We start from the raw sequence: 21315 nt of genomic DNA, 5'->3' as shown, positions 1-21315 counted from the left end.
TTCACCATTGTTACGTGGTACTGGATGATTAGCTTAGGCTGAGCACACTCTCCCGCAGCCGGGCGGCGACGGTCGCGAGCCGTTTCCCCTGGTAATGGGCGGCCGCAAGGGTCGCGCCGGAAGGTGCGCCGTCCGTTCCCGGGTGCCCGACGCCGTACGGGTTTCCGCGCGCGGCGTGAATGGCCGGATCGGTGTATCCGGGCGGGACGATGAACGCGCCCCAGTGATAGAACGTGTTGTACATCGCGAGGAGCGTGGACTCATTTCCGCCCTGCGCGTTGGCCGCACTCGTGAACGCGGTGGCCGCCTTGTTCGCCAGCCGCCCCGCCGCCCACAGCCCGCCCGTCGTGTCGATGAACTGCTTGAGCTGCGCCGAGACATTGCCGAACCGCGTCGGCGACCCGAACGCGAACGCGTCGGCCCAGGTCAGATCGTCGTGCGTGGCGACCTCGACGTGCGGGGTCGCCTGGATGTGCGCCCGCCAGGCCGGATTGGCGTCGATGGCGGCGTCCGGCGCGAGCTCGGGCACCCGCCGCAGCCGCACCTCGGCGCCGGCCTCGAGCGCCCCTTCCGCGACCGCCTCGGCCAGTGCGTGCACGTTCCCCGTGGCCGAGTAGTAGATGACGGCGACCTTCGCGCCCATGACGCCTCCAAGAAGTGGAACTTTTTCCGCTTACACTCGGAGCCTAAGTGGAACTTCTTCCACTTACAAGAGATGCGAGGATCGTCACGTGACCCGCCGCAAGCCGACCCCCCTGCCGCTCATCGACCAGCCCCCGGCCGAGCGGGCGGACGCCGCGCGCAACCGGCAGCGGCTGGTGGAGGCGGCGGCGCGGATCGTGTCGGCGCGGGGCGTGGCGGGGCTGGCGCTCGACGAGGTCGCCCGGGAGGCGGGACTCGGCGTCGGTACGGCCTATCGCCGCTTCGGCGACGTCGGGGCCCTCGCGTACGCACTGCTGGAGGACCACGAGGTCCGCTTCCAGGAGGCCTTCCTGACCGGCCCGCCACCGCTGGGCCCGGGCGCCCCGCCGGCCGCGCGAATCCGCGCGTTCGTGTTCGCGCTGCTGGAGTTGCAGGAGGAGCAGTGGGACCTGCGCCTGCTGGCGGTGCAGAAGGCGTCACAGGGGCACGGGAGCGGCCCTTACCCGACGTACCACCTGCATCTGGTGCGCCTGCTGGAGTCTTTGGACCGCGACCTGGACGCGCCGTATCTGGCGAGCGCGCTGCTGGCCCTGCTCCAGCCGAACGTGCTGGACCACCAGCACCGAACCCTGAACCTCAGCCCGGCCCGAGTCCGCCAAGGCATCGAATCCGTCCTGGACGGCCTGATCCCGGCCATATGAGCGGCCCGCCGGATTATCGTTCGCCCGACTGATTTCCACGCGTCAGCATCTGGCCGGCGGTACCGGCAAGCGCGGAGTCAAGATCCATGTCATGCCAGTCCGCGGCCGGTCCAGTCGCCCGCGCATCGGTCTCCACCAGGAACCGCAGGACGCCGGTCAGGGTGGGATCCATGTACCCCATCTGATCAAGCCGGCGGAGTGCAAGGAGGTCGGCCGGGAACGCGGGGCGGCCATCGGCAATGTCGGCGATGAGACGCGTCAGCGCGCGACCGCCGACTTCGGACCGGCCTGTCAGCTCCCAGTGTGATGTGGCCGCACCGATGACGAGCCACTCGGCCGTGGCGGACAGGTACGGCTCAAGACGGTCGGCATAAACCGCGCCTTGGGGTCCGAGCGCACCGACGAGGTGTAGGGCCGACGCCGACCAGCGCTCGCCGGAGGCGGGGTCAGGAAGCTCGGCCTGGACCGGATCACGGTTGCCGGAAAGCACGGCGTATGCGCGGATCAACTTCACCCGGTCAGCGCTCGGCAACACCAAGGCCCGGTCGAACGCCGACCGCAGCAGTGCGACCGGCACCTCGCTCGAGTCGGCGCCGATCGCGGCCAGCGCGACGATTTCGAGGCCAGGATCCGGCAGCTGCAGGCCTTCCAGAAGAACCGGCAGCACCGACCGCGCGGCCGGTCCCCAACCGATGACGGCCGTCAACAGCGCACGCCGCGCAAGCCCGGGCCCGACCGCGGTCAGGCGCTCGGCGACATCCGGAAGGAGCCGATCCGACCAGGCCGTCGCTTCAAGTAGGATCTCGTCGAGGGAAGGCAGCGTCCGCTGCGACACCGTCGCCTCGTAGACTTGATGATGCGGAAACCCGAAGTCGTCCCGACGCAGGGCGGTAAGCAGATGCGGCACACATCGGGCGTCGCCCGATCGAGCGAGTGCCCAGGTCAGGGCCAGGTGTTCGAACCCACCTGTCCGCTGCCCGGCCAGGGCTGCGAGGCGATCCCTCGCCGCATTCTCCGGCGAACGCACGACCGCCAGCGCGAAGAGCGCCTGTTGCCGCATACCCTGGTCTGCATCGTCCAAGGCCGCGAACGCCGCCGTCCGTAGATCGGCGGCTGAAGACCGCCATCCGGCCGCGAGCCGTGTGAGTACCCCGAGCCCGGACCTACGAGCAGCCGCGTGTTTCGAGGTGAGCAGGCCGAGGCCCAGATCTCGGCGCGGGCCACGGTCGTCGCCGAGCCGTCCCTCGACCCACTCGATAAGCATCCTGTCACCGCTGGGAACGCACCAGGTCTGCGCCCACAGGGCGGCATCGGGCGCTGACAGCGCCGCGAGGAGCGTCGTTGCTTCGACCGGCCGGACCTGGCGAAGGACCAGGGCGATTCCCATCCGCACCTGCGCCGACCCGCTCGAGGCCATGGCAGAAACTCGCGCCACAGCGGCCTCCCGCGCGTCGGCGGAAACATCGGGCAGGAGGTCGGCGGCCGCGATCAACTCGCCCAGCAGGGTCGCCTCGTCCGGCTCATGCTCGGCCGCTGTCAGCAGCCGCCCCAAATGGCTGTCCTGATCCGACGATGCGGCGAAGACACCCGGAGCCATTCGCCGCACTTCGACGTCATCATCGCTCAGCAGATCAACCAGACGGGGCAACTGCTGCCGCCACATCCGTTCCCAGTCGGCCCGCTCGGGCAGAACGGGGTCGGCCGCCCTCGCCTCGCGAGCCAGGCGACCGATCAACTGGACCACGGCGACGCGCACCGGCACGGCCACGTCCAACGTCATGTCCGCCAGAATCGGCGCGGCGGCCACAGCCGCGGAGTACACCATGAACCCCTGATGGACCAGCCGATCGGTCAGGAGTTCGGCGCTGCGCTGCGGATCTGCACCGAAGCGGAGCGCGCGCAACAACTCCGGAATGTCGGTCGCGTCGCCATACGCGTCCTCAAGCCGCGCCCAGTCGAACACCGCCAGCCGATCGTCCATTTCCACCGATGGGTCGAAATCCTTCCTTGTCCTTCGCCGCTCAGAAGCTGATGCCAAGTCCTCTCAGGACGTTCTTACAAGCTCTGCATGGGAATGCCTTCTGCATATGATTCGATCCTCCCACGTGCACCGTCCGCATGCTGCCACCACGGATCGATGCGGGGTTGCCGCCGGATGCCGTCCACGCTTTGGCCAGGCATTTCATCTCCGCGCACATCAGCGTCGGATGCCCGAACTCCGCCAACTCCTGCCGCATCGCCGCCGGAATCTGCACGAACTCCCGGTTGCTTGCCCGGAACACCTGGCCGGAGGCCGACCTGTACTCGGCCGCAAACAACGAGCCGACCGGGGCATTGTCCGCGACGTCGCGGAGGCTGGAGCAACCGCACCTCACGCCATTGCAGTTGTGGACCAGCACCGGAGTGGTCCCGGCGACCACGTAGTAGGTATGGACGTCTGCAACGGTGAGGTCGTACATGTCACGCGACCCGACGTAGTTGCGAACCGCGACGATCTCGGACGAGGTTTTGGCGCTGCCGTCCTGCGTCGCGCCCGCGGTCAGGTCGCCCGCGCTCACCCACACCTGACGGTCGCTGTCCCAGAACGGATGGTTCTGCGAGGTCTCGACGGTGGCTACAGCGCCGCCGGGCGTCTTGACCGTCACATCCGTCAGGGCCTTGTCGTGGTTCACCTTCACCGCGAGCACCGCCCGCGACGACGACTCGCCGGTCCTGGGGTCGGTTGCCTGGACCTTGTCGCCGACCTTGACTGACTTGATCGCCTTCTGACTGCCGTCGGCCATCTGGATCTTGGTGTTCGGGGTGAAGCTGCAGCCGCGCCCGAGCATGTTCTTGGCGCCCTGGGCGATGGAGCGCGACTCGGCCGCGGCCGCCTTGCCTCCAGCCTGGGCCGCCGCTTTGAATCCGCCGCCGCCCATCAGGGCCGCCTTGCCGGCCTTCAGCGCGGCGCCACCGACGGATCCGAGTCCGCCCATGAGACCACCGACGATGGCCCCCTCGGCTCCCGTCTTGAGCATGCCGCCCCAGGAAAAGTTGCCTTTGTGCTCGACCTTCGTCTGGATGGCGTAGGTGACCATATTCGTCACGGCACCGGCCAGCGCACCACAGGCGACCGCGCCCACGCCGGTCACGCCGATCAGGGCACCGCAGCCCAGGCCCACTGCGAGCCCGGCAATATTGCCGATGATCTCGGCCTTGTGCTCATCGACCCAGTTCACCGTTGCGGTGGTGGCCTTCTTGAGGCCGCACTTGATCGGGTGGGCCTTGCACCACGCCTTCTGCTGCGCCTCTTTGGCCCGCTTCTGGCGGTCGAGCTCCTGCTGCCGGAGCCGGTCCATCTCGGCCGGATCGACGTAGCGTTCCATGTTCGCCGCGCCGGTCTTGCCGTAGTACTGCTCGTCGGTCCGCTCGCCCGTCGAATCGCTATGCGTAATGGGGCTGTTCTCGGCGTAGGCGTATCCCTGGAGCTGTTGCAGATCCTTGTTGTCGACCACCGGATCCAGGGATATGAACCGGCCGATCGTCGCGTCGTAGTATCGTGCGCCGATCTGTTCCAGGCCGGTGGGATCGTTCGTGCCGCCGACGAACCCCTTCTCGTTCGGCCAGGTCACCGAAGCGCCGCGCTGTTCTCCGAACGGCTGCTGGCGGCGGACCGTGACGGCTTGCGTCGTCGCCACCACCGACACGTCGGCCGTGCCTTGGCCGTCGCTGCCCAACCAGGTCAGGCCGCCGGCCGTACGCTGGCCGATGATGGTACCGCCGAAGGAGTAGTACCGCGTGCAGCTCTTGCCCGCCGTCTGGGTGTTGTACTTCACCTCCATGTCGGGCAGGTACAGCGTCTTGCCGGTGACGTCCTTGCGGATCAGACGGTCTCCATCGGCGTCGTAAAGGAACGTCGTGCTGCCCGCGGTGTCGGTGACGCTGGCCAGGTTGCCCTCGGCGTCCCACTGCAGGGTCTGGTTGCCATTCGAGCCGGGCCGACCGGTGGTGTTGCCCGCATTGTCGTACGTGTAGGACGCAGTGTGCGTGCCTGTGTCGTCCGTCGTGCTCGTGCCCGTCAGAGTGTGCGGACGGACGATGTTCGCCGGCACCGTGCCGGTCGGGTAGGCGTACGACGTCGTCTTCGTGCCCGCAGCCGTGCCGTACTGGGTCTGGCCCGTCCGTCGGCCGATGGTGTCGTAGTCGTAGTGCACCCGGTACGGGGCCGGGCCGCCCGTCGTCGCGGTCGGGCCCGTCGAGCAGTCGCCCGAGTTCGGGGTCCACGCGTCCGTCAGGCGCTCGTAGCGGTCGTGCGTGAAGCACTGGGTGTCCGCGGTGCCGCCCGCCGGAGTGTCGGCGATCTTCGTGATGGTGCCGAAGTCGTTGTACGAGTAATGCAGGTCAGCCACCGTGTTCGGCGACACCTGGTCGCGTTCGGTTTTCAGCCCTGTCAGACGGCCGGTCTCCAGCTCGTAGCTGCGGGAGAGATAGGTGCGCGGGTCGCCGCTGTCGTTGTCGTCGGTGGTGACGGTGCCGTTGAACAGGCTGTACTGCGTCGGCTGGGCGATCGCGTTGAACGATGTGCGCTCGACCAGCCATCGCCGCTGGTCAGTACCGTAGAAGGTGCTGAGGTTGTCGGCCATGCCCAGCGCGTTGTAGCCGACCATCGTCGTCTCGGCCGCGAGATCACCGACGCCAGGGGAACTCGTGCTGCTGACCGTTCCGTCGGGGTTGTAACCGGTGTAGTAGGTATAGTCACCGGCCAGGCCGGTCTCCGACGCGGGAATGGTGAGCGTCGCGACAGTCGGTTGGTACCGGACGTTGTACTGCACGACGGTCTGCTTGTACTGCTGGCCGCTCACGTAGCGGATCGACGCCGTCGCGTAGCCCTTGGCGTTGGTGACGCCGTCCTCGAGCTTCGTCGTGTCGTAGGTCCAGCCCGCGAGCTGGTTGGCCGCGGTGATCGAGTTCTGGTACAGGCCGGTCTTGCGGCTGAGGTTGTCGTACGTGGTGACCAGGACCTTGCCGCGGCTGTCCGTCGACTTCGTCAGGCGGCCCGCGTTGTCGTACTCCTTGGTCGTGGTGCCGCTGTCCGGGTCCTTCGAGGACGTGTTGCGGCCGCGGAGGTCGTAGTCGTACGTCCACTCGAAGCCGGCCGGGTCCACCACCTTCGACAGCAGGCCCCGGCGGTTGTAGCTGTACGTGGTCTTGTCGTACGTGCTCGGGTTCGAGTTCAGGTTGCCGGGGGCCTGCGTCGCGAACTGCCACAGCTCCGTCGTGCGGCCGTCCTCGTCGGTGCGTGTCAGGCTGCCCGTGCCGCCCGCCGGCGGGGTGATCGCGGTGTAGTCGCCGCCGTAGAAGGTCGAGGTGCGCCAGCGTTCGGTGTTGTACGGCTGGAAGATCTCGGCGATCTGGCGGCCCGCGCCGTCGTAGAGGAGCTTCGTCTGCGACGGGATCGTGAGGCCTTCGTCGACCGGCTGCACGATCGTCGTGCCCGGGGCGCCGGACGCGTCGTGGTAGACGCCGAAGCTGCGGGACTGGCGGCCGGCGGTGTCGTAGAAGACGTCCGTCAGCAGGCGGCCGCCCGACGGCGAGTCCGTCTGGGTCTGGCGCTCGCGCACCAGGCCGTCGTAGAGCGAGTAGGACGTGGTGTAGCCGCCCGACGGGTTCAGGGTCTTCGTGGTGACCGCGTTCGCGCCGTTCGTGCGGATCAGGTAGTCGTACGTCATGTTGGCCGTGTCGTTCGCGGCCTTCGAGCGGTCCGGCAGCCACACGCCCGTCATGCGGCCGAGGCCGTCATAGGTCAGGTCGGTGCGGCGGCTGTTCGGGTCCACGGTGGACGTCGCCAGGCCCCAGGCCGGCTCGAGGGTCGTCGTGGTCGTCCAGCCGCGCGGGTTGGTGTCGACCGTCTGGGTGACCGGGCCCGTCGTCGCCGGCGTGTAGTCCGTCTGCGAGTGGTAGTCCATCGCGTCCCACGACTCGTGCACCCGGCCCAGCGCGTCGTACGTCGAGCGGCTCAGCTGGTAGTACTGCGGGCTCGTCGCGCTCCACACGCTCAGGGCCTCGCTCTTCGTCACGTCGCCCTTTGTCGGGGCGGTGCCGAAGGTCGTGGCGCCGTCGTAGTACAGGCGGCTGTCGCCGATCACGTCGGCCTCGGTGATCGGGCCGGTCGCGACCTTGTCGCAGTCGACGGAGAAGGTCTGCGTGCGCTGCTGCGCGGTCATGAGCCAGACCGTCGTGTTGCGCGGCTCGAACGAGGTCGTCGTGCACTGCTCGTCGCCCGTCACCGCGTCGTCGCCGTAGTCCGTCGCGGTGACGACCATGCCCAGCGAGTCGAAGGTGTTCTTCGTCGACGAACGGCGGTAGCCCCGGCCGGCATCGAGCGCCGTTCTACTGTGGACGGCCTGGGTGTTGGTGAACTTCGCCGTCGTCGTGACGCCGTTGATCGTGCGGGTCGCGGTCGCGGCCGACTGCCACGGGTCGTTGATGGCGCCGGTCACCTCGGCGCCGCCGACGCCGTTGAAGGTGCGGGACTCGCGGATCATGCCCGAGTACGCGTCGTCGTCGGGGACGCTGCCGCCCTCCGAGTCGACCACGTTCACCGTGCGGGTGCCGGAGGGCAGGTGGTCGCCGTTCATGCCGCGGAAGTACAGCGTCTCGCTGTACGTGCGCTCGTCCGGGTTGCCGGGGGCGGTCGGGGCCTCGCCGGCCGAGGTGCCGACCTTCGCGTAGCCGCGCCAGACGTTCCAGGTCTTCTGGTCGCTGGAGATGAGGCCGTCGTCGTCGGCGTAGTGCCAGGCCGGGTCGCCGATGTACGTGTACTGGTGCAGCACCCGCTTGGAGCCGCCGGTCAGGTCGTTCTCGATGACCTTGTCCACGACGTACTTGTGGAAGTAGTCGGTGATCTCGCCGGTGATCGGGTCCGGGGTCCAGCGCACCGGGTAGCAGCGCAGCGTGTTGTTCTCCGGCGCGGCGGGCATGCGGGTGCCGACGAAGCAGTCCGGCGCGGAGTACACGATCTGGATCTGGCCGCCGGTCTCGGTGTTGATGGCGGTGAGCCGGCTCCAGTTCATCGACGGCGACGCGTCCACGCCGTCGACGCGGTTGGGCATCTGGGTCGGCACGAAACTCACGTCGGGCAGGTCCGTCGAGGTGCCGGGCGGCCCGACGAGGCCGCTGTGCGAGACCTTGTCCAGCCACAGGCCGGCGCGGGTGCCGTCCTGCGGGTCCGGGAACGTGTGGGTCAGCGTCCACCGCTCGACGTCGCGCATCTGCGAGGTCGTCGCCTCCCACACCTTGGTGGTGATGGAGGCCAGGCGGCGGGTGGTCCAGAACGACGGGGAGGTCTGCGAGCACGAGGCCCCGCTGTCGCAGTTGAGGTCCCAGGGCGTGTCCGGCCAGTGGGCTTTGTCCTTGGTACCGCACGAGGCGAGACAACGGTCCGCGTAGGCGTAGCTGATCCGGGCCGCCGCGTGCCCGCTGAACGCGGTGTCGGTGCCGGTGGTCCAGTCCCCCGCGGTGGTGAGGTTCTCGTCACGGGTGCCGTAGTCGACGTGGTCGAGGTAGCCCGCGCGGTCGTACTGCGTCGCGGTGCTGTTGTTCTTCTTGTAGAAGTTGTGGTCGATGCCGTACCAGTACGACATCGTGTTGCCGTGCGGGTCCACGACGTAGTCGAGGTTCCAGCGGTACGCCTGCGTGCACGACGACGCCGCGAAGGTGGCGCCGTGGCACGGCTCGCCGGTGTCGTTGCCGAACACCGGCTCGGTCCACGTCGACTGGGTCGTGGTGCCCGCGGGCGCGCCGGGCAGCTGGTTGCGGCCGAACCAGTACTGCGTGCCGTTCACGGTGGTGACGACCCACCACTCGCCGTCGTTGTCGCCGTTGGACGCCCCGGTCTTGTGCTCGACGCGGGAGCCGTCGTCGTTGCGCGGGTGCCAGCGGTTGGGGTCCGAGCCGTCCTTGATGAGCTCGGAGCCGCTGCCGTTGAGGCTCATGGTGGCGTTGTCGGTCGCCCAGCACATGTCGCCGGTCTTCGCGGCCGCGTTGCCGCCCGTCTTCGGGTCCTCGGCGCACGTCTTGTACCGGCGCTCGATGTAGCCGCTCGTGGACAGCTCGAAGCCCTCGCCGACGATCGACGGCTGGTTGTTCGAGGTGACCATGCGGCCGTCGACGGACTGGGCGGAGTACGTGATCTGCAGCGTCGGCGACGGGCCGCCCAGCGACGGCGGGGTGCGCATCGGGAACGACCACGAGAAGTCGCCGGCCGATCCGCCCGCGGACCACGTGCTCGACGCCGAGAGGCTGGTCGCGCCGTAGCTGCCGGAGGCGCCCGACGAGCCGGCGGTGAGCGCGAGCGTCTTCGCGCCGGCGGCGAGCACGACGTCGCCGCTGACCGTCTTCGTCCGGGCGTCGTTGTGGCTGGGCACGTCGGTGGCGGCGCACTCGGGCCGGTCCGGGGTCGTCTGCGCGCACTCGGGCAGCTCGACGAGCTTGAGGCGGCTCGACCAGTCGGCGCCGTAGGCCGTGGCGAACCGGCTGTAGTCGACCTTCACGCCCACGGCGCTCGCCGAGCTGCCGCCGTCGGCCCGGCCGACCTTGAGCAGCAGGCCCCGGACGTTCGCCTTGCGCGACGCCTGCTGGTCGAGGACCTCGACGTGGACCTTCGCCGGGATCGCGATGCCGGCCGCGCCGATCGTCCTGGCCTGCTTCGTCGTGGCCGGCGTGGTGATGGTGACCGGGCCGGAGGCGGCCGCCGCGGTGGCGCCGACGCCGACGTCGACCGCGGACGCGCCCGGCCAGACCGGCGCCGGGCTGTCCTGGGCCTTCTTCGTGGTGTCCTTGACCGGCTTCCCGGCCGTGACCGCCTTCGTCTTGACGCTGGGCACCTTGGCCGCGGCCGCCGGCGTGAACGGCCGGGCCGGGCCGGCGAACACCGGCTGCTGCCCGGTGACGAGGACGACGAGCAGCGCCGACAGGGTGTACAGCAGGCCGTTGCGGGCGCGCAGTGAGGTGGGCACCGGCTTCCTCCAAAGTTCCACGACGATCACGCGGCCGGCGGGGTGTAGGTGATGGCCCGGCCGTCGGCCAGCGCATCACGGAACGCGGAGTAGGTCTGGCCGATGGTGCCGTCGGCGTTCTCGATGCCGACGACCGTGCCGAGGCCGCGCTCGTAGGCGTTGTCCAGCCCGGCGTAGTTGAAGGTGATGGTGCCGTTCTCGGCGATGATCGCCTCGACGGTGACCCGGCGCGAGGTGTTGCCGAAGAGGTACATGTCGCGCCACTCGACCACGAACTTGCGGTTCGGTGCCGAGCCGGCGACCGCGGTGCGGACGCTGGAGTTGCCGTCCAGCACCAGGTCGTCCCAGAAGGGGTACAGCGCGGCGTTCGGGCCGGTCGCGTTGGGCAGGGCGGCCCGCACGTCCGGGTTCTCGTAGCCCGGGTCGGTGAAGCTGACGAAGCCGTTGGCCGAGACCCAGGCGCTGGTGTACGTCTGGCCGTAGAACGTCACCGGGAAGGGCAGCGTCACCGGCGTGTGCGAGTCGTCGTCGACGATCGGCAGCACCGTCGTATTGGCCGGCACGAACGCCTGCGTCGACGTGGTGCAGGTGTAGCCGAACTCGTCCGGCACCGCGGCCAGGGCCAGGTTCGCGACGGTCGGGCCGGACACGTGACCGCTCGCGGCGGCCGTGGCGCAACCGTCCACCGTGGACACGCTGAACCCGCCCTCCTCGACGGCGGCGAAGGCGTACGTGCCGTCGTTCGCCGTCGTCGTGGTGAGCCCCTGCGGCTGCAGCGACACGGTGAGCCCGGCGGCGGGGTTGCCGTTGCGGGTCACGGTGCCGGTGACGTAGCCGGTGCCGATCGGCTGGGCGTCGAGCGGGTAGTCGATGAGCACCGCCTTGCCGGACTGCAGGATCGGCTGGTGGAAGGCGTACTGCAGGCCGTACTCGCCGCCGGTGCTCTCGATGCCGACCGTCGCCTCGCCGCCGCGCTCGGCGTCGTCGGCGTCGATGTCGGCGTAGTTGAAGGCGATGTCGCCGTTCTCGGACAGGATCACCTCGAACGTGACCCGCTTGCTGCTGGCGAAGAGCGCCACGTTGCGCCACTCGACGATGAAGCGCCGGTTCGGGAAGGCCCCGTCGGTCTTCGTGTAGACGCTCGCGCTGCCGTCGACGACCAGGTCGGTCCAGAACGGCGCGACCAGCGCGTTCGGGGCGGCCGACTGCGGGATGGCGGCGCCGGCCGCCGCGTCACCGGCCGCGCTCGGGTCGGCGAAGGCCAGGAAGCCGTTCGTCGACACCCAGGCGGTGGACGAGCTGTGCCCGTAGAAGGGCATCGCGAACGGCACGGACACCTGGGTCGTCGAGTCGTCGCCGCTCAGGCCGAGCAGCGTGTCGCCGGGCTCGAACGCCTGGCTCTGGGCGAGGCAGGTGTACCCGAACACGTCGGACTGCGGGTAGAGCAGCAGGTCCACGTACGTCTGCCCGGTGACGACGACCTCGGTGCTGGCGTACAGCCCGCACGCGTCCCCGACCGCGGTCGACACGGTGTAGGTGCCCGGGGTCAGGCCGGTGAACTCGTAGACGCCGAACGCGTCGGTCACCCGGGTCGTGCCGCTCGGGCGCAGCGTCACCGTCGCGCCGGAGACCGCGTTGCCGCTGACCGGGTCGACGACCGTGCCGGTGATCGCCGGCGGCGTGCCGACCGTGATGAGCGCGGTGGCGATGTCGCTCTGGTGGGTTCCCGCGACGGCCGCGGCGAACAGCGTGACCTGGCCCATGGCGGGCGGGGTGACGGTGACCGTGACCTGGCCGCCCGGGGTGGGCAGGGTCGCGGTCGAGCCGAGCCCGGCGGCGCCGAGGCTGTACTTGATCGCCGTCACGGCCGGGTCGCCCCCGCCGCTGAAGGTGACCTGCAGCGGCTGGTTCACCGTCGGGGTCTGGCCGGCCGGGATGGTGATGGTCGGCTTCTCGGGGTTGAGCTGGTTGGTGAGCTCGGGATCGGCCGCGGGCACGACCCGGGCGTAGATGCGCACGTCGTCGACGCCGCCCTTGAAGAAGCTGTCGGAATTGCCGGCCCACTTGCGCCGGCCGAGCACCACCGGGCCGCTGGGGTCGAACGCGGCGGTGATCGTTCCGGTGGCCGACTGCAGGACGCCATCGACATACAGCCGCGTGGTGTGGGTCGAGGCGTCGTACGTGGCGACGAGGTACGTCCACTTCCCCGGCGTCGGCGGGGCGTCCGACAGCACCGAGTACACGGCGGGCGCGTCCACGTCGGAGCCGTTCATCGCGAACCGCCAGCGGTCGACCGGGCCGTTGTAGCCCAGCGCCCACGCCGAAGTCCGGGTGCCTTCCTGGGCCACCGCGGCGTAGTTCTTGCCGCCGGGATCGAGCGCGTCGACCTTCAGCCACGCGGTGACGGTGAAGTTGGCGTTGGTGTGCACCGTCGTCGCCGTGTTCGTGGTCGGCGACTTGGTGTTGATCGGGCCGCCCGTCGCGCCGGTGGTGTTGGTGCCGTTGAAGGCGAGCGCCTTGCCGGTGCCGCCGCGGCTCGCGATCCACGACGGGTTGGACAGCGTGATCGGGTTGCCGTGCCCGGTCGAGTCCGCGGCGGTCGTGCCGCTGCCCTCGTCGAGCTGCCAGCGGGCGTCGGGGCCGGCGCCGGCCTTGACGCTGAAGGCGTAGGTAGTCGGCGTCGAGTAGCTGCCGCCCGTGTCCTTGGTCCACACGCGCAGCGTGAACGCGTCATCGGTCGGCGGCGTGATGCTCACCGTCGCCGTGTTGTCCGCGGCCGCGGCGACCTGCTTGGCGTTCGGCGGCGTCGTGCCGGTGTCGAGGGTGTAGGCGTAGCCGGCGAAGTCCGACGGCACGATCGCGGGCGGGAAGAACTTGAAGGTGCCGCCGATGCCCGCGCCGCCGTGGCGCTGCCCGTCGCTGGGGTAGTCCGTGGAGGTCACCTGCGACGGTGGGCCGGGTGGTGCGGTGTCCACTTTGAACTCGCACACCTGCGAGAACTGGCCGTCGTCGGTGCCGTCGTAGGAGCGGGCCTGGAACTGGTACACCCCGTCGTTGACGAGCTTGCCCGGCGGGATGCTGACGATGGCGGTGGTGCCGGGCGTGACGGCCGTCTGCGTGACCTTGTCGTTGTCGTTGCGGGTGCCCCCGAGCGGCCACCACCAGAACGACACCCGGTGGGTCTGGGCCGTACCGTCGGCGTCGCTGGTGCGGGCGCGCAGCTCCGGCGTCACCGTCTTCACCACCGGCCGGCCGGCGCCCGTCGCGCACGCGCTGCCGGAGACGGTCAGCTGGTCGGGCGCGTTCGGGTAGGAGTTGTAGGTGACGGTCAGCAGCGCCGTGCCCGCGTCGAACTTCTTCCACGCGTTGTGGTTGGCCTCGTCGCCGGCGCGCAGGCCGATGGTGACGCCGTTCCAGTACTGCCCGGCCGCCGACTGGATCAGCCCGGTGATGCCCCACTCGGTGCGCACCCGGGTCAGGTTGCACGTGTGGTTGTCGGTGAACGTCTGCAGCGAGCTCCAGCTGCCCACGTGGTTGCTCCAGTTCGTGTTGGCGTCGATCGGGCCGACCCACCACAGGCTCGTGCGGGTGTCGCTGCAGGTCCAGGAGTGCAGCAGGTCCATCGAGAACTTGGCGTCCAGCACGTGCTTGCCGACGTACGAGGCCGTCGGGAGCAGGAAGATCGAGCGGTAGATCATCGTCTGGCCCTCGTCGGTGTACCCGACCTTGGCGCACGGGACGCTCTTGAAGGGCGCGGGGCAGCCGTTGCGGTCGTAGCTCCAGTACGACTGCGTGGTGAAGCGGCTGTTGATCATCGTCCAGGCGCTCGCGTTGAAGGCCGGGTCGATGAAGACCGGGAACTTCGTCGCGCCGCCGTGCAGCACCTGCAGGTCGGGCCGGATGACGACGTCGCCGCCCTCGACCGTCACGGGCATCCGCGCGGTGCGGCTCTGCGCGGTCGCGGATCGGGCGTCGGCCGGGATGCCGCCGGAGGAGTCCCACATCGCCGGGGTGCCGGAGGCGAACATCGGCGCGCCGCTGCCGTCGAGGTACGACACGGAGCCGGAGTCGCCGGTCTTGACCTTGAGCCCCTTGGTCGCGGTACGGAACCGCACGCTCTCCAGGGCCGGCTGCTTGGCGGCCTCGGGCGTCTTGACGACCAGGACCTCGGAGTAGCCCTCGACCTCGGCGGTCAGCTGCAGGTCGACGCCGGGCAGCACCTCGGGGTAGGTGGCGGTGCTCCCCGCGACCTTCGGCTCCGGCAGCGCGGACGGCCACGACAGGGAGAGCTCGCCGGAGCCGCGGCGCAGTGTCACCAGCGGGCCGGTGCCGCCGCCGGAGAACGTGGTGCCGAGCCAGCTCGCCGCGGGCGCGTAGCCGCCGGAGGAGGTCTTGCGCAGCGTCGGGTCCGGGGCCGTCCAGCCGCCGCCGGCGGTGCGCACCCGCTGCACGACCACCGCCTCGTTCGACGTGAAGGTGCCGTTCGGGTTGGCGAAGACCTGGGCCCGCTCGGTGCGGCCGCCGAGCACCTCGACGCGGCCCTTGCACTCCGCCGCCCGGTCCCGCGCGGTCTTCGCGTCGGGCGCGGTCGCCGGGCAGGCGGGGGTCTTGGGCGCGGCGTGCGCGCGCCCGGCGAAGGGCGGCGCGACGAGGAGCGTCACGATGAGGCTGATCAGCGCGAACAGTACGCCGAAGGCCTTGTGCGGCCGCACGTGCGCACGAAACATGGGCAGACAAACATCCACGCCGGCCACTCCCCCGTGATCCAGTCGGACGGTGCGGAGGGAAGGCTAGGAGTTCGCTGGGAATCCGGTCAACGGCCCGGGACACTGGTCGCGGTGATGACGTCTACTCATCGCGGCTACTCGATGTGACTACGCGACCACGGAGTCCTGGTCACATCGATAAGCGTGTGAACTGTCTGTCGCATCCGACGCTGTCAATGTGAAGAACCTCACGCCGGACGCTGTTACCGCAGCACGCGCCGGAGGGGATTCTTGGCCATCCACTTCTGGTGCTCGCGCTCGAGCATCGCCGGGTAGCGGCGGAACTGCGGCCCGGCATCGGCCAGCGCCGCCTCGATCCACTCGCGGGCGGCGTCGGTCGAGACGCCCCAGCGCCACACGAGCGCCTCGCGGGCGGCTCGCTCGCGACCGAGCAGTCCGGGCCGGATGAGCAGCGGCGGAAAGTCGTGGGTGACGTCGGCGATCATCTGCATCCGCGCGATGGCGTCGGCCACCTCGTGCCCGGCGATCGCCCCCTGGCGCAGGTCGCTCGCGAGTGCGCGCAGTTCGAGCGCCCCGATGCCGAGCAACGCCGCGACGGCCCGGACCGCCGTGGCCCGTCCGGAAACGAACGCCATCTCAGCTCCCCTGCCGGTGTCCTACGGCATCCTAAGCCAGTCCCCCGGGACGCCGAGGGCGCGATCGCCTCGTTCGCACCCGACGCCGTCGTGACCGACGACGGCCGCGGCCACCGCGGCACCGCCGGGATCCGCGCGCGGCCGCCGGTGCGGCGCCTCGCGGCTCGGGCAGGAGCGGGATGACGTGACGCAACGCCGGAGGACGACTTTCCGGGCGGGGTCGTCGACCTGCACTACCGGTTCACCCTGCGCGGCTCCTCCGTCGTCCGGCTCATCATCGAGCCATGAGGACGTGGTTCATCACCGGCGGGACGCCGGGCGGCTTCGGGATGGCGTACGCCGACGCCGCGCTCGAGACGGGCGACCGGGTGGCGCTGACCACGCGGCGCCCCGAGGAGCTGCGGGCATGGGCGCGGCCGTACGGCGACCGCGTGCTGGTCCTGCCGCTGGACGTCACCGACGCGGCGCAGGTCCGCGCCGCGGTGGCCGCGGCCGAGCAGCGCTTCGACGGGATCGACGTGCTGGTCAACAACGCCGGGCGCGGATGGTACGGCTCGGTCGAGGGCATGCCCGAGGATGCGGTACGCCGGACGTTCGAGCTGAACTTCTTCGCGCTGGTGTCGGTGACGCGCGCGGTGCTGCCCGGCATGCGCGAGCGGCGCCACGGCTGGATCGTCAACATGTCCTCGCTCGCCGGTCTGCACGCCGTGACCGGATTCGGCTACTACAGCGCCGCGAAGCACGCGGTCGAGGCGGCGACGGCGGTCCTGCGCGAGGAGGTCGCCCCGCTGGGCATCCGGGTCCTGGCGGTCGAGCCGGGGCCCTTCCGCACCAACGCCTTCGCCGGGTTCGCCCACGAGCCGCTCACCGAGACCGTGCCGGCCTACCGCCGGATGCTGCAGGACGTGCGGTCCGCGATGATCGGCCAGGACGGCAAGCAGCCCGGCGACCCGGTGCGCGGCGTCCGCGCGGTCATCGCCGCGATGGCCGAGGACCCGCCGCCGCGCCGGCTGGTGCTGGGCAGCGACGCGTACGACACGGTGACGTCGACGCTGCGCGAGACGATGACGGACATCGCCCGGTCCGAGACCGCCGCGCGCGCCGCCGACTTCCCGCCGGGCCGATGAGGGCTCAGCTCGTGGACGCCTCGGCGGAGGCCGTCGTCGGCGAGGCACTTCGCTACCGGCCGGCGGCGCTGTGCGCGGCGGGCGCCGCGACGTTGCCGCGTCCGGGGTCAGTCGTCGTGCAGGGCCAGCAGCGGCTCGCCCTCCGCGGGGGACTCGGTGCGGTCCACCATCTGCGCCAGGCGCTCCGCCTCGGGCACGAGCCGCGCCGCCAGGACGAGCTCGCCGATGCCGATGACGGCCGCGGCGACGATCAGGCCCACCACCGGCGCCGCGGCCACCGCGATCGCGGCGACCAGGCCGCTCGCCGCGCGCACGCGCAGGCAGGTGCGGGGCAGGCTCGGCAGGGGCTGCGCGGCGGCGCCGTCGACGGCCGCGGCGATGCCGAACGCCAGGGCGGCCACCGAGACGCCGACGGACGGGTCCGACTCCGGCAGGCGCAGCAGGATGACGCCGGCCAGCGCCAGCAGGGCCGGGCCGGCCTGCAGCACGAGCGGGCCGCCGTAGCGGGCGCGCAGGAGCTGGCCGCCGCCGGCGCGGCCAAAGGCGGTGAACAGCAGCCAGGCGCCCAGCACGGCGGCGCCGACCGCGCGCACGGGCGACGGCCAGAGCGCGGCCAGGGCCGCGACCAGCACGCTCAGCAGACCGAAGCTCGTCACGGCCCACCAGCCCAGGACGCCGTGCAGCGGGCGGGCGTGACGGCCCAGCGTTTGCAGCTCGGTAGGCATGGGGGGCTCCCTCGGAGTGGCTGCTGACCGACCACTCCGATACCCATCAGCCCGGCCTACCGAACATAACGGTCAATCTCGCGACGTGGGCGCAAGCCACAGCGCGGCCCAGACGGTCTTGCCGTTCGCGCCGCGCAGGCAGCCCCAGATGGTGGCGTTACGGTCGACGATGTGCAGCCCGTCGCCGCGCAGGCCCGCGCGGCGGGCGTTCGGCAGCACCGTCGGGGGCCGGGGATCGCCGTCGCGCACCGAGAGGTGCAGGAAGCCGCCGCGCCGGCTGACGACCAGGATGAGCGGGGTGGCCGCGTGGGTCGCGGCGTTGTGCACGAGCTCGAAGACGATCCGGCGCGCGACGGTGGCGATGTGCGGCAGGTTCCAGGCCATGCAGGCGTCGTTGACGAGCAGGCGGGCGCGGCTCGGGGCGAAGCCGTCGGGCTCGAGCAGTTCGGTGAACCGGCTCGGGACCGGCGGGCCGAGTTCGACGGCCGCCTCGGCCTCGGCGACGGTGTCGTAGAGGCGCAGGACGCGGTGCCAGAACGGGTTGGCGAGCCGGTCGCGGAGCACGCCCCGGCGCGGCAGCACCCACAGCAGGCACACGCCGTGGTCGCGGAAGGCTCGGTCCTGGGCCGCGTGGAACAGCGGCGCCGCGGTGCCGGTCGGGTCGTCGAAGCCGGTGAGGTCGACGATGACGGCGCGGGGGCAGGCGACGAGCGCCTTGCCGATGACCGTGCGGAGACGGTGCTTGCGTTCGACGGTCAGTTCCCCGGCGACGGTGATCCAGGTGACCTCTCGTTCGAGGTCGTGCCGGGACTCGACGGTCATCATGGAGTAACCGTAAAACGAATCAGGTGCTCCGCAAACCGTCCGGGGCACGAACGCGTGCCCCGGACGGAGGAGTACGGACCATCCGCGGGGACTACCCCGCAAGCGTGACCGGCGGGACGACCAGCACCTCGCAGCCCGACTCCGCGACGATGCGCTCGCTCGCGCTGCCGTCGAGCAGGTGGGCGACGCCGCCGTGCGAGGAGCCGCCGATCGCGACCAGCTGGGCGCCGACGGCCTTGGCGTGGCGGGCGATCAGGCTGCCGGCGCTGCCGTGGTCGGCGACGCTGCGCAGCACGTGCCCGGACGCGGCGACCCCGCGGGTGGCGAGCTCGGCCAGCAGTGTCTCGACCCGGGTGCGGGCCTGCTCGTACGTCTCCCGGTCCACCGCCTCGTCACCGACGACCGCGATCTCGTGGACGTGCAGCAGCTCCAGCGGCGCGTGCAGGTCGGCGGCGCGCCCGGCCGCGGCGGCGAGGACGGCGTGCGCGGACTCCCCCGCGTCGACGGCCACGACGACGGGCCGGTTGCCGTTGGCCGCGCCGATGCGGCCGACGGCGATGATCTCGCCGGTGGGCTCGGGCTCGTCGGCCACGGCCGCCGCGTTCTCGGCGTCGGTGAGGATCCGGTGACCGGTGGCCAGCACGAAGATGGCGAGGATGAACGTCGCGGCGCCGAGGTAGAACGGCACGTGGATGTTGTAGTGGTCGGCGAGCTTGCCGGCCACGAACGGGGCGAGACCGCCGCCGATGAAGCGCACGAAGCCGTAGGAGGCGGAGGCGACCGGCCGCGGCACCGGGGCCACCGTCATGACCGCCTGGGTGGTCAGGGTGTTGTTGATGCCGATGAAGGCGCCGCACACGATGACCGCGACGATGACCGTGGCGGGCGAGTCGGTGAACGCGGCGATGACGGTCATCACGACGCCGAGCAGGAAGAGGTTGGCGTACAGCGTCCTGGCCGTGCCGAAGCGTCGCTGCAGCCGCGGGGCGACGGCGACGCTGAAGATCGCGACGAGCAGGCCCCAGCCGGTGAAGACGAGACCGAGCCGGTGCTCGTTGAGGTGCATCGGGTAGGGGGCGTACCCGAGCATGGTGAAGAAGCCCCAGTTGTACAGCACGGCGGTCAGGCTCATGATGAGCAGCCCGCGGTGGCGCAGCGCGGCGATCGGGGCCGCGATGGAGGTGCGCTCGGCCGGCTTCGGCGTCTTGGGCACCAGGAAGACGGTCGCGATGAGCGCGATGAACATCAGCACGCTCACGCCGTAGAACGGGCCGCGCCAGCTGATCCCGCCGAGCGTGCCGCCGAGCAGCGGGCCGACCGCGATGCCGACGCCCAGCGCCGTCTCGTACAGGATGATCGCCCCGCCGAAGCCGCCGCTCGCGGACGCGACGATGACGGCGAGCGAGGTGGCGATGAACAGCGCATTGCCCAGGCCCCAGCCGGCGCGGAAGCCGACGATGCCGCCGATCGAGTCCGAGGTGCCCGCGAGGCCCGCGAACACGACGATGATCACGAGGCCGGCGATGAGGGTCCGCTTCGGGCCGATGCGGCTGGACACCATGTTGGTGATGAGCATCGCGACCGCGGTCACGAGCAGGTAGCTGGTGAACAGCAGCGACACCTGGCTGGGCGAGGCGTGCAGCTTGGTCGACAGCGCGGGCAGGATCGGGTCGACGAGGCCGATGCCCATGAACGACACGACGCAGGCGAACGCGACGGCCCACACCGCCTTCGGCTGGCGGAACGGGCTGGCCGGCGCCGGACTGTGCTGGTTCGATGACGACGCCTTGAGCGCCGCTTGCGCACCGTGGGACTTCATACCGAGGTACTCCCGGGGAGGGTCTGATATGTGGTGACGAGCCGGTCCAAGGCGGGCAGGGCGGCGGCGAGCGCGGCGCGGTCCTCGTCGTCGAGGCGATCGGCGAGGCCGGCCAGGAGCCGGGCCCGGGTGTCGCGGCGGTGCCGCAGCACGTCGGCGCCGTCGGGGGTGAGGTGCACCATCACGACCCGGGCGTCGTCGGCCCAGGAGCGGCGCTCGGCGTAGCCGTCCTGCTCCAGCCGGGAGACGAGCTGGGTCATGGCCGGCTGCGTGATGCCCTCGTGGACCGCGAGCTCGGAGATGCGGCACGGGCCGTGGACGTCGAGCGTCCGCAGCGTGGCGGCCTTCGTCAGCGACACCTGGTCCGAGGGGGCCAGCCGCCGCAGGAGCGAGACGACCCGCTCCAGGCTGTTGGCCAGCGCCACCCCGTCGAGGATCTTGGACACACAACTTTTATATCACGTACTTATATTATGGCGTTATGCTTTTCCGTGTGATCGCGCCCTCACACCCCGGGGAGTTGCCGTGAACGAGGAACTGCAGCCGGCCGCCCGGCCGATTCGCGACGTCGGCAGCGACGGGCCGGGCACGATCGTCGTCGGCATCGACGGCTCGACGTCGTCCCTGCGCGCGGCCGCGTACGCCGTGGGCCTCGCCCGGCGGCAGCGCTCGCGGCTGGTCGCGGTCTACGTGCGCACGCTCCCCGCGACGGTGCTCTCCCTCGCCGACGCCGGCGGGAACGCGGCCCACAACGTGATCGACGCCCACGACGCGGTCGAACGACAGCTGCGCGACGCCGTCGAGCGCCACATCCCGCGCCTGAGCGTCGACGTGCGCCTGGTGGTGCGGACCGGGGAGCCGTACACGGAGCTGGTCGCCATCGCCGAGCAGCTCCACGCGGACGCGGTCGTCGTGGGCCGCTCGGCCGGCGCCCTGCACCGCATCGCCGGGTCGGTCGCGGTGAAACTCGTGCGCTGCGGACGCTGGCCCGTGACCGTGGTCCCTTGATCCGCCGGCCCCTCGAGCCGTGGTCCCTCGAGCCGTGGTCCCTGGACGGCGGCCCCTCGACCGGGCGCGGACGCGAGCGAGGCCGGCCCGGGCGGCGCGGTACGGTTGAT

Annotated in this window: 12 protein-coding genes; 3 read left to right on the top strand and 9 right to left on the bottom strand. The window is 70.8% G+C overall.

All coding sequences use genetic code 11. The annotated features are described in order from the left end of the window. Positions 1-28: 28 nt before the first annotated feature. Positions 29-643, bottom strand: a complete 615-nt coding sequence (gene wrbA, locus ACQP1P_RS22420) for an NAD(P)H:quinone oxidoreductase (protein ID WP_433089094.1) — start codon at positions 641-643, stop codon at positions 29-31. An 88-nt stretch (positions 644-731) separates the two neighbouring features. Here wrbA and ACQP1P_RS22415 point away from each other — a divergent pair, with 88 nt between their 5' ends. Next, positions 732-1343 (top strand): TetR/AcrR family transcriptional regulator, encoded by a 612-nt coding sequence (locus ACQP1P_RS22415; protein WP_433089092.1) that lies wholly within the window; start codon positions 732-734, stop codon positions 1341-1343. A gap of 13 nt (positions 1344-1356) precedes the next feature. Here ACQP1P_RS22415 and ACQP1P_RS22410 read toward each other — a convergent pair whose 3' ends face one another. From ACQP1P_RS22410 to ACQP1P_RS22395, 4 genes are all read right to left on the bottom strand, one after another. Next, entirely contained in the window at positions 1357-3330 is a 1974-nt protein-coding gene (locus tag ACQP1P_RS22410; RefSeq protein WP_433089090.1) for a hypothetical protein, read from the bottom strand. Positions 3331-3364: 34 nt separating this feature from the next. Further along, positions 3365-10339: a polymorphic toxin-type HINT domain-containing protein gene (locus tag ACQP1P_RS22405; protein WP_433089088.1), complete on the bottom strand. Its 6975-nt coding sequence runs from the start codon at positions 10337-10339 to the stop codon at positions 3365-3367. A 26-nt stretch (positions 10340-10365) separates the two neighbouring features. Next, complete coding sequence (locus ACQP1P_RS22400; RefSeq protein WP_433089086.1) at positions 10366-15051, bottom strand: LamG-like jellyroll fold domain-containing protein; 4686 nt, start codon at positions 15049-15051, stop codon at positions 10366-10368. A gap of 257 nt (positions 15052-15308) precedes the next feature. After that, entirely contained in the window at positions 15309-15701 is a 393-nt protein-coding gene (locus ACQP1P_RS22395; RefSeq protein WP_433089084.1) for a hypothetical protein, read from the bottom strand. A 284-nt stretch (positions 15702-15985) separates the two neighbouring features. On the opposite strand from ACQP1P_RS22395, the gene ACQP1P_RS22390 reads away from it, so the two are divergent. After that, the gene (locus tag ACQP1P_RS22390) at positions 15986-16828 is read left to right on the top strand and encodes an SDR family NAD(P)-dependent oxidoreductase (protein WP_433089083.1); all 843 of its coding nucleotides are present in this window, start codon (positions 15986-15988) and stop codon (positions 16826-16828) included. Positions 16829-16935: 107 nt separating this feature from the next. On the opposite strand, the gene ACQP1P_RS22385 is transcribed toward ACQP1P_RS22390, so the two are convergent. The 4 genes from ACQP1P_RS22385 to ACQP1P_RS22370 all read right to left on the bottom strand — a co-directional run bounded on the left by ACQP1P_RS22385 (position 16936) and on the right by ACQP1P_RS22370 (position 20643). Beyond that, complete coding sequence (locus ACQP1P_RS22385; protein ID WP_433089081.1) at positions 16936-17553, bottom strand: hypothetical protein; 618 nt, start codon at positions 17551-17553, stop codon at positions 16936-16938. A gap of 72 nt (positions 17554-17625) precedes the next feature. Further along, entirely contained in the window at positions 17626-18378 is a 753-nt protein-coding gene (locus ACQP1P_RS22380) for an ATP-binding protein (protein WP_433089079.1), read from the bottom strand. Positions 18379-18469: 91 nt separating this feature from the next. Then, the gene (locus tag ACQP1P_RS22375) at positions 18470-20197 is read right to left on the bottom strand and encodes an MFS transporter (RefSeq protein ID WP_433089077.1); all 1728 of its coding nucleotides are present in this window, start codon (positions 20195-20197) and stop codon (positions 18470-18472) included. Continuing rightward, positions 20194-20643, bottom strand: coding sequence for a MarR family transcriptional regulator (locus ACQP1P_RS22370; RefSeq protein ID WP_433089075.1), 450 nt, complete (start codon positions 20641-20643; stop codon positions 20194-20196). The genes ACQP1P_RS22375 and ACQP1P_RS22370 overlap by 4 nt, the downstream gene beginning before the upstream one ends. A 79-nt stretch (positions 20644-20722) precedes the next feature. Between ACQP1P_RS22370 and ACQP1P_RS22365 the strand changes: the two genes are divergently transcribed. Continuing rightward, positions 20723-21205: a universal stress protein gene (locus ACQP1P_RS22365; protein WP_433089073.1), complete on the top strand. Its 483-nt coding sequence runs from the start codon at positions 20723-20725 to the stop codon at positions 21203-21205. Positions 21206-21315: the final 110 nt, after the last annotated feature.

It is taken from the genome of Dactylosporangium sp. CA-052675 (assembly GCF_050947935.1).
In the GTDB taxonomy this organism is placed as follows: domain Bacteria; phylum Actinomycetota; class Actinomycetes; order Mycobacteriales; family Micromonosporaceae; genus Dactylosporangium.
The sequence above is the reverse complement of the archived record's forward strand: the minus strand, read 5'-3'. Positions and strand labels throughout refer to the sequence as shown.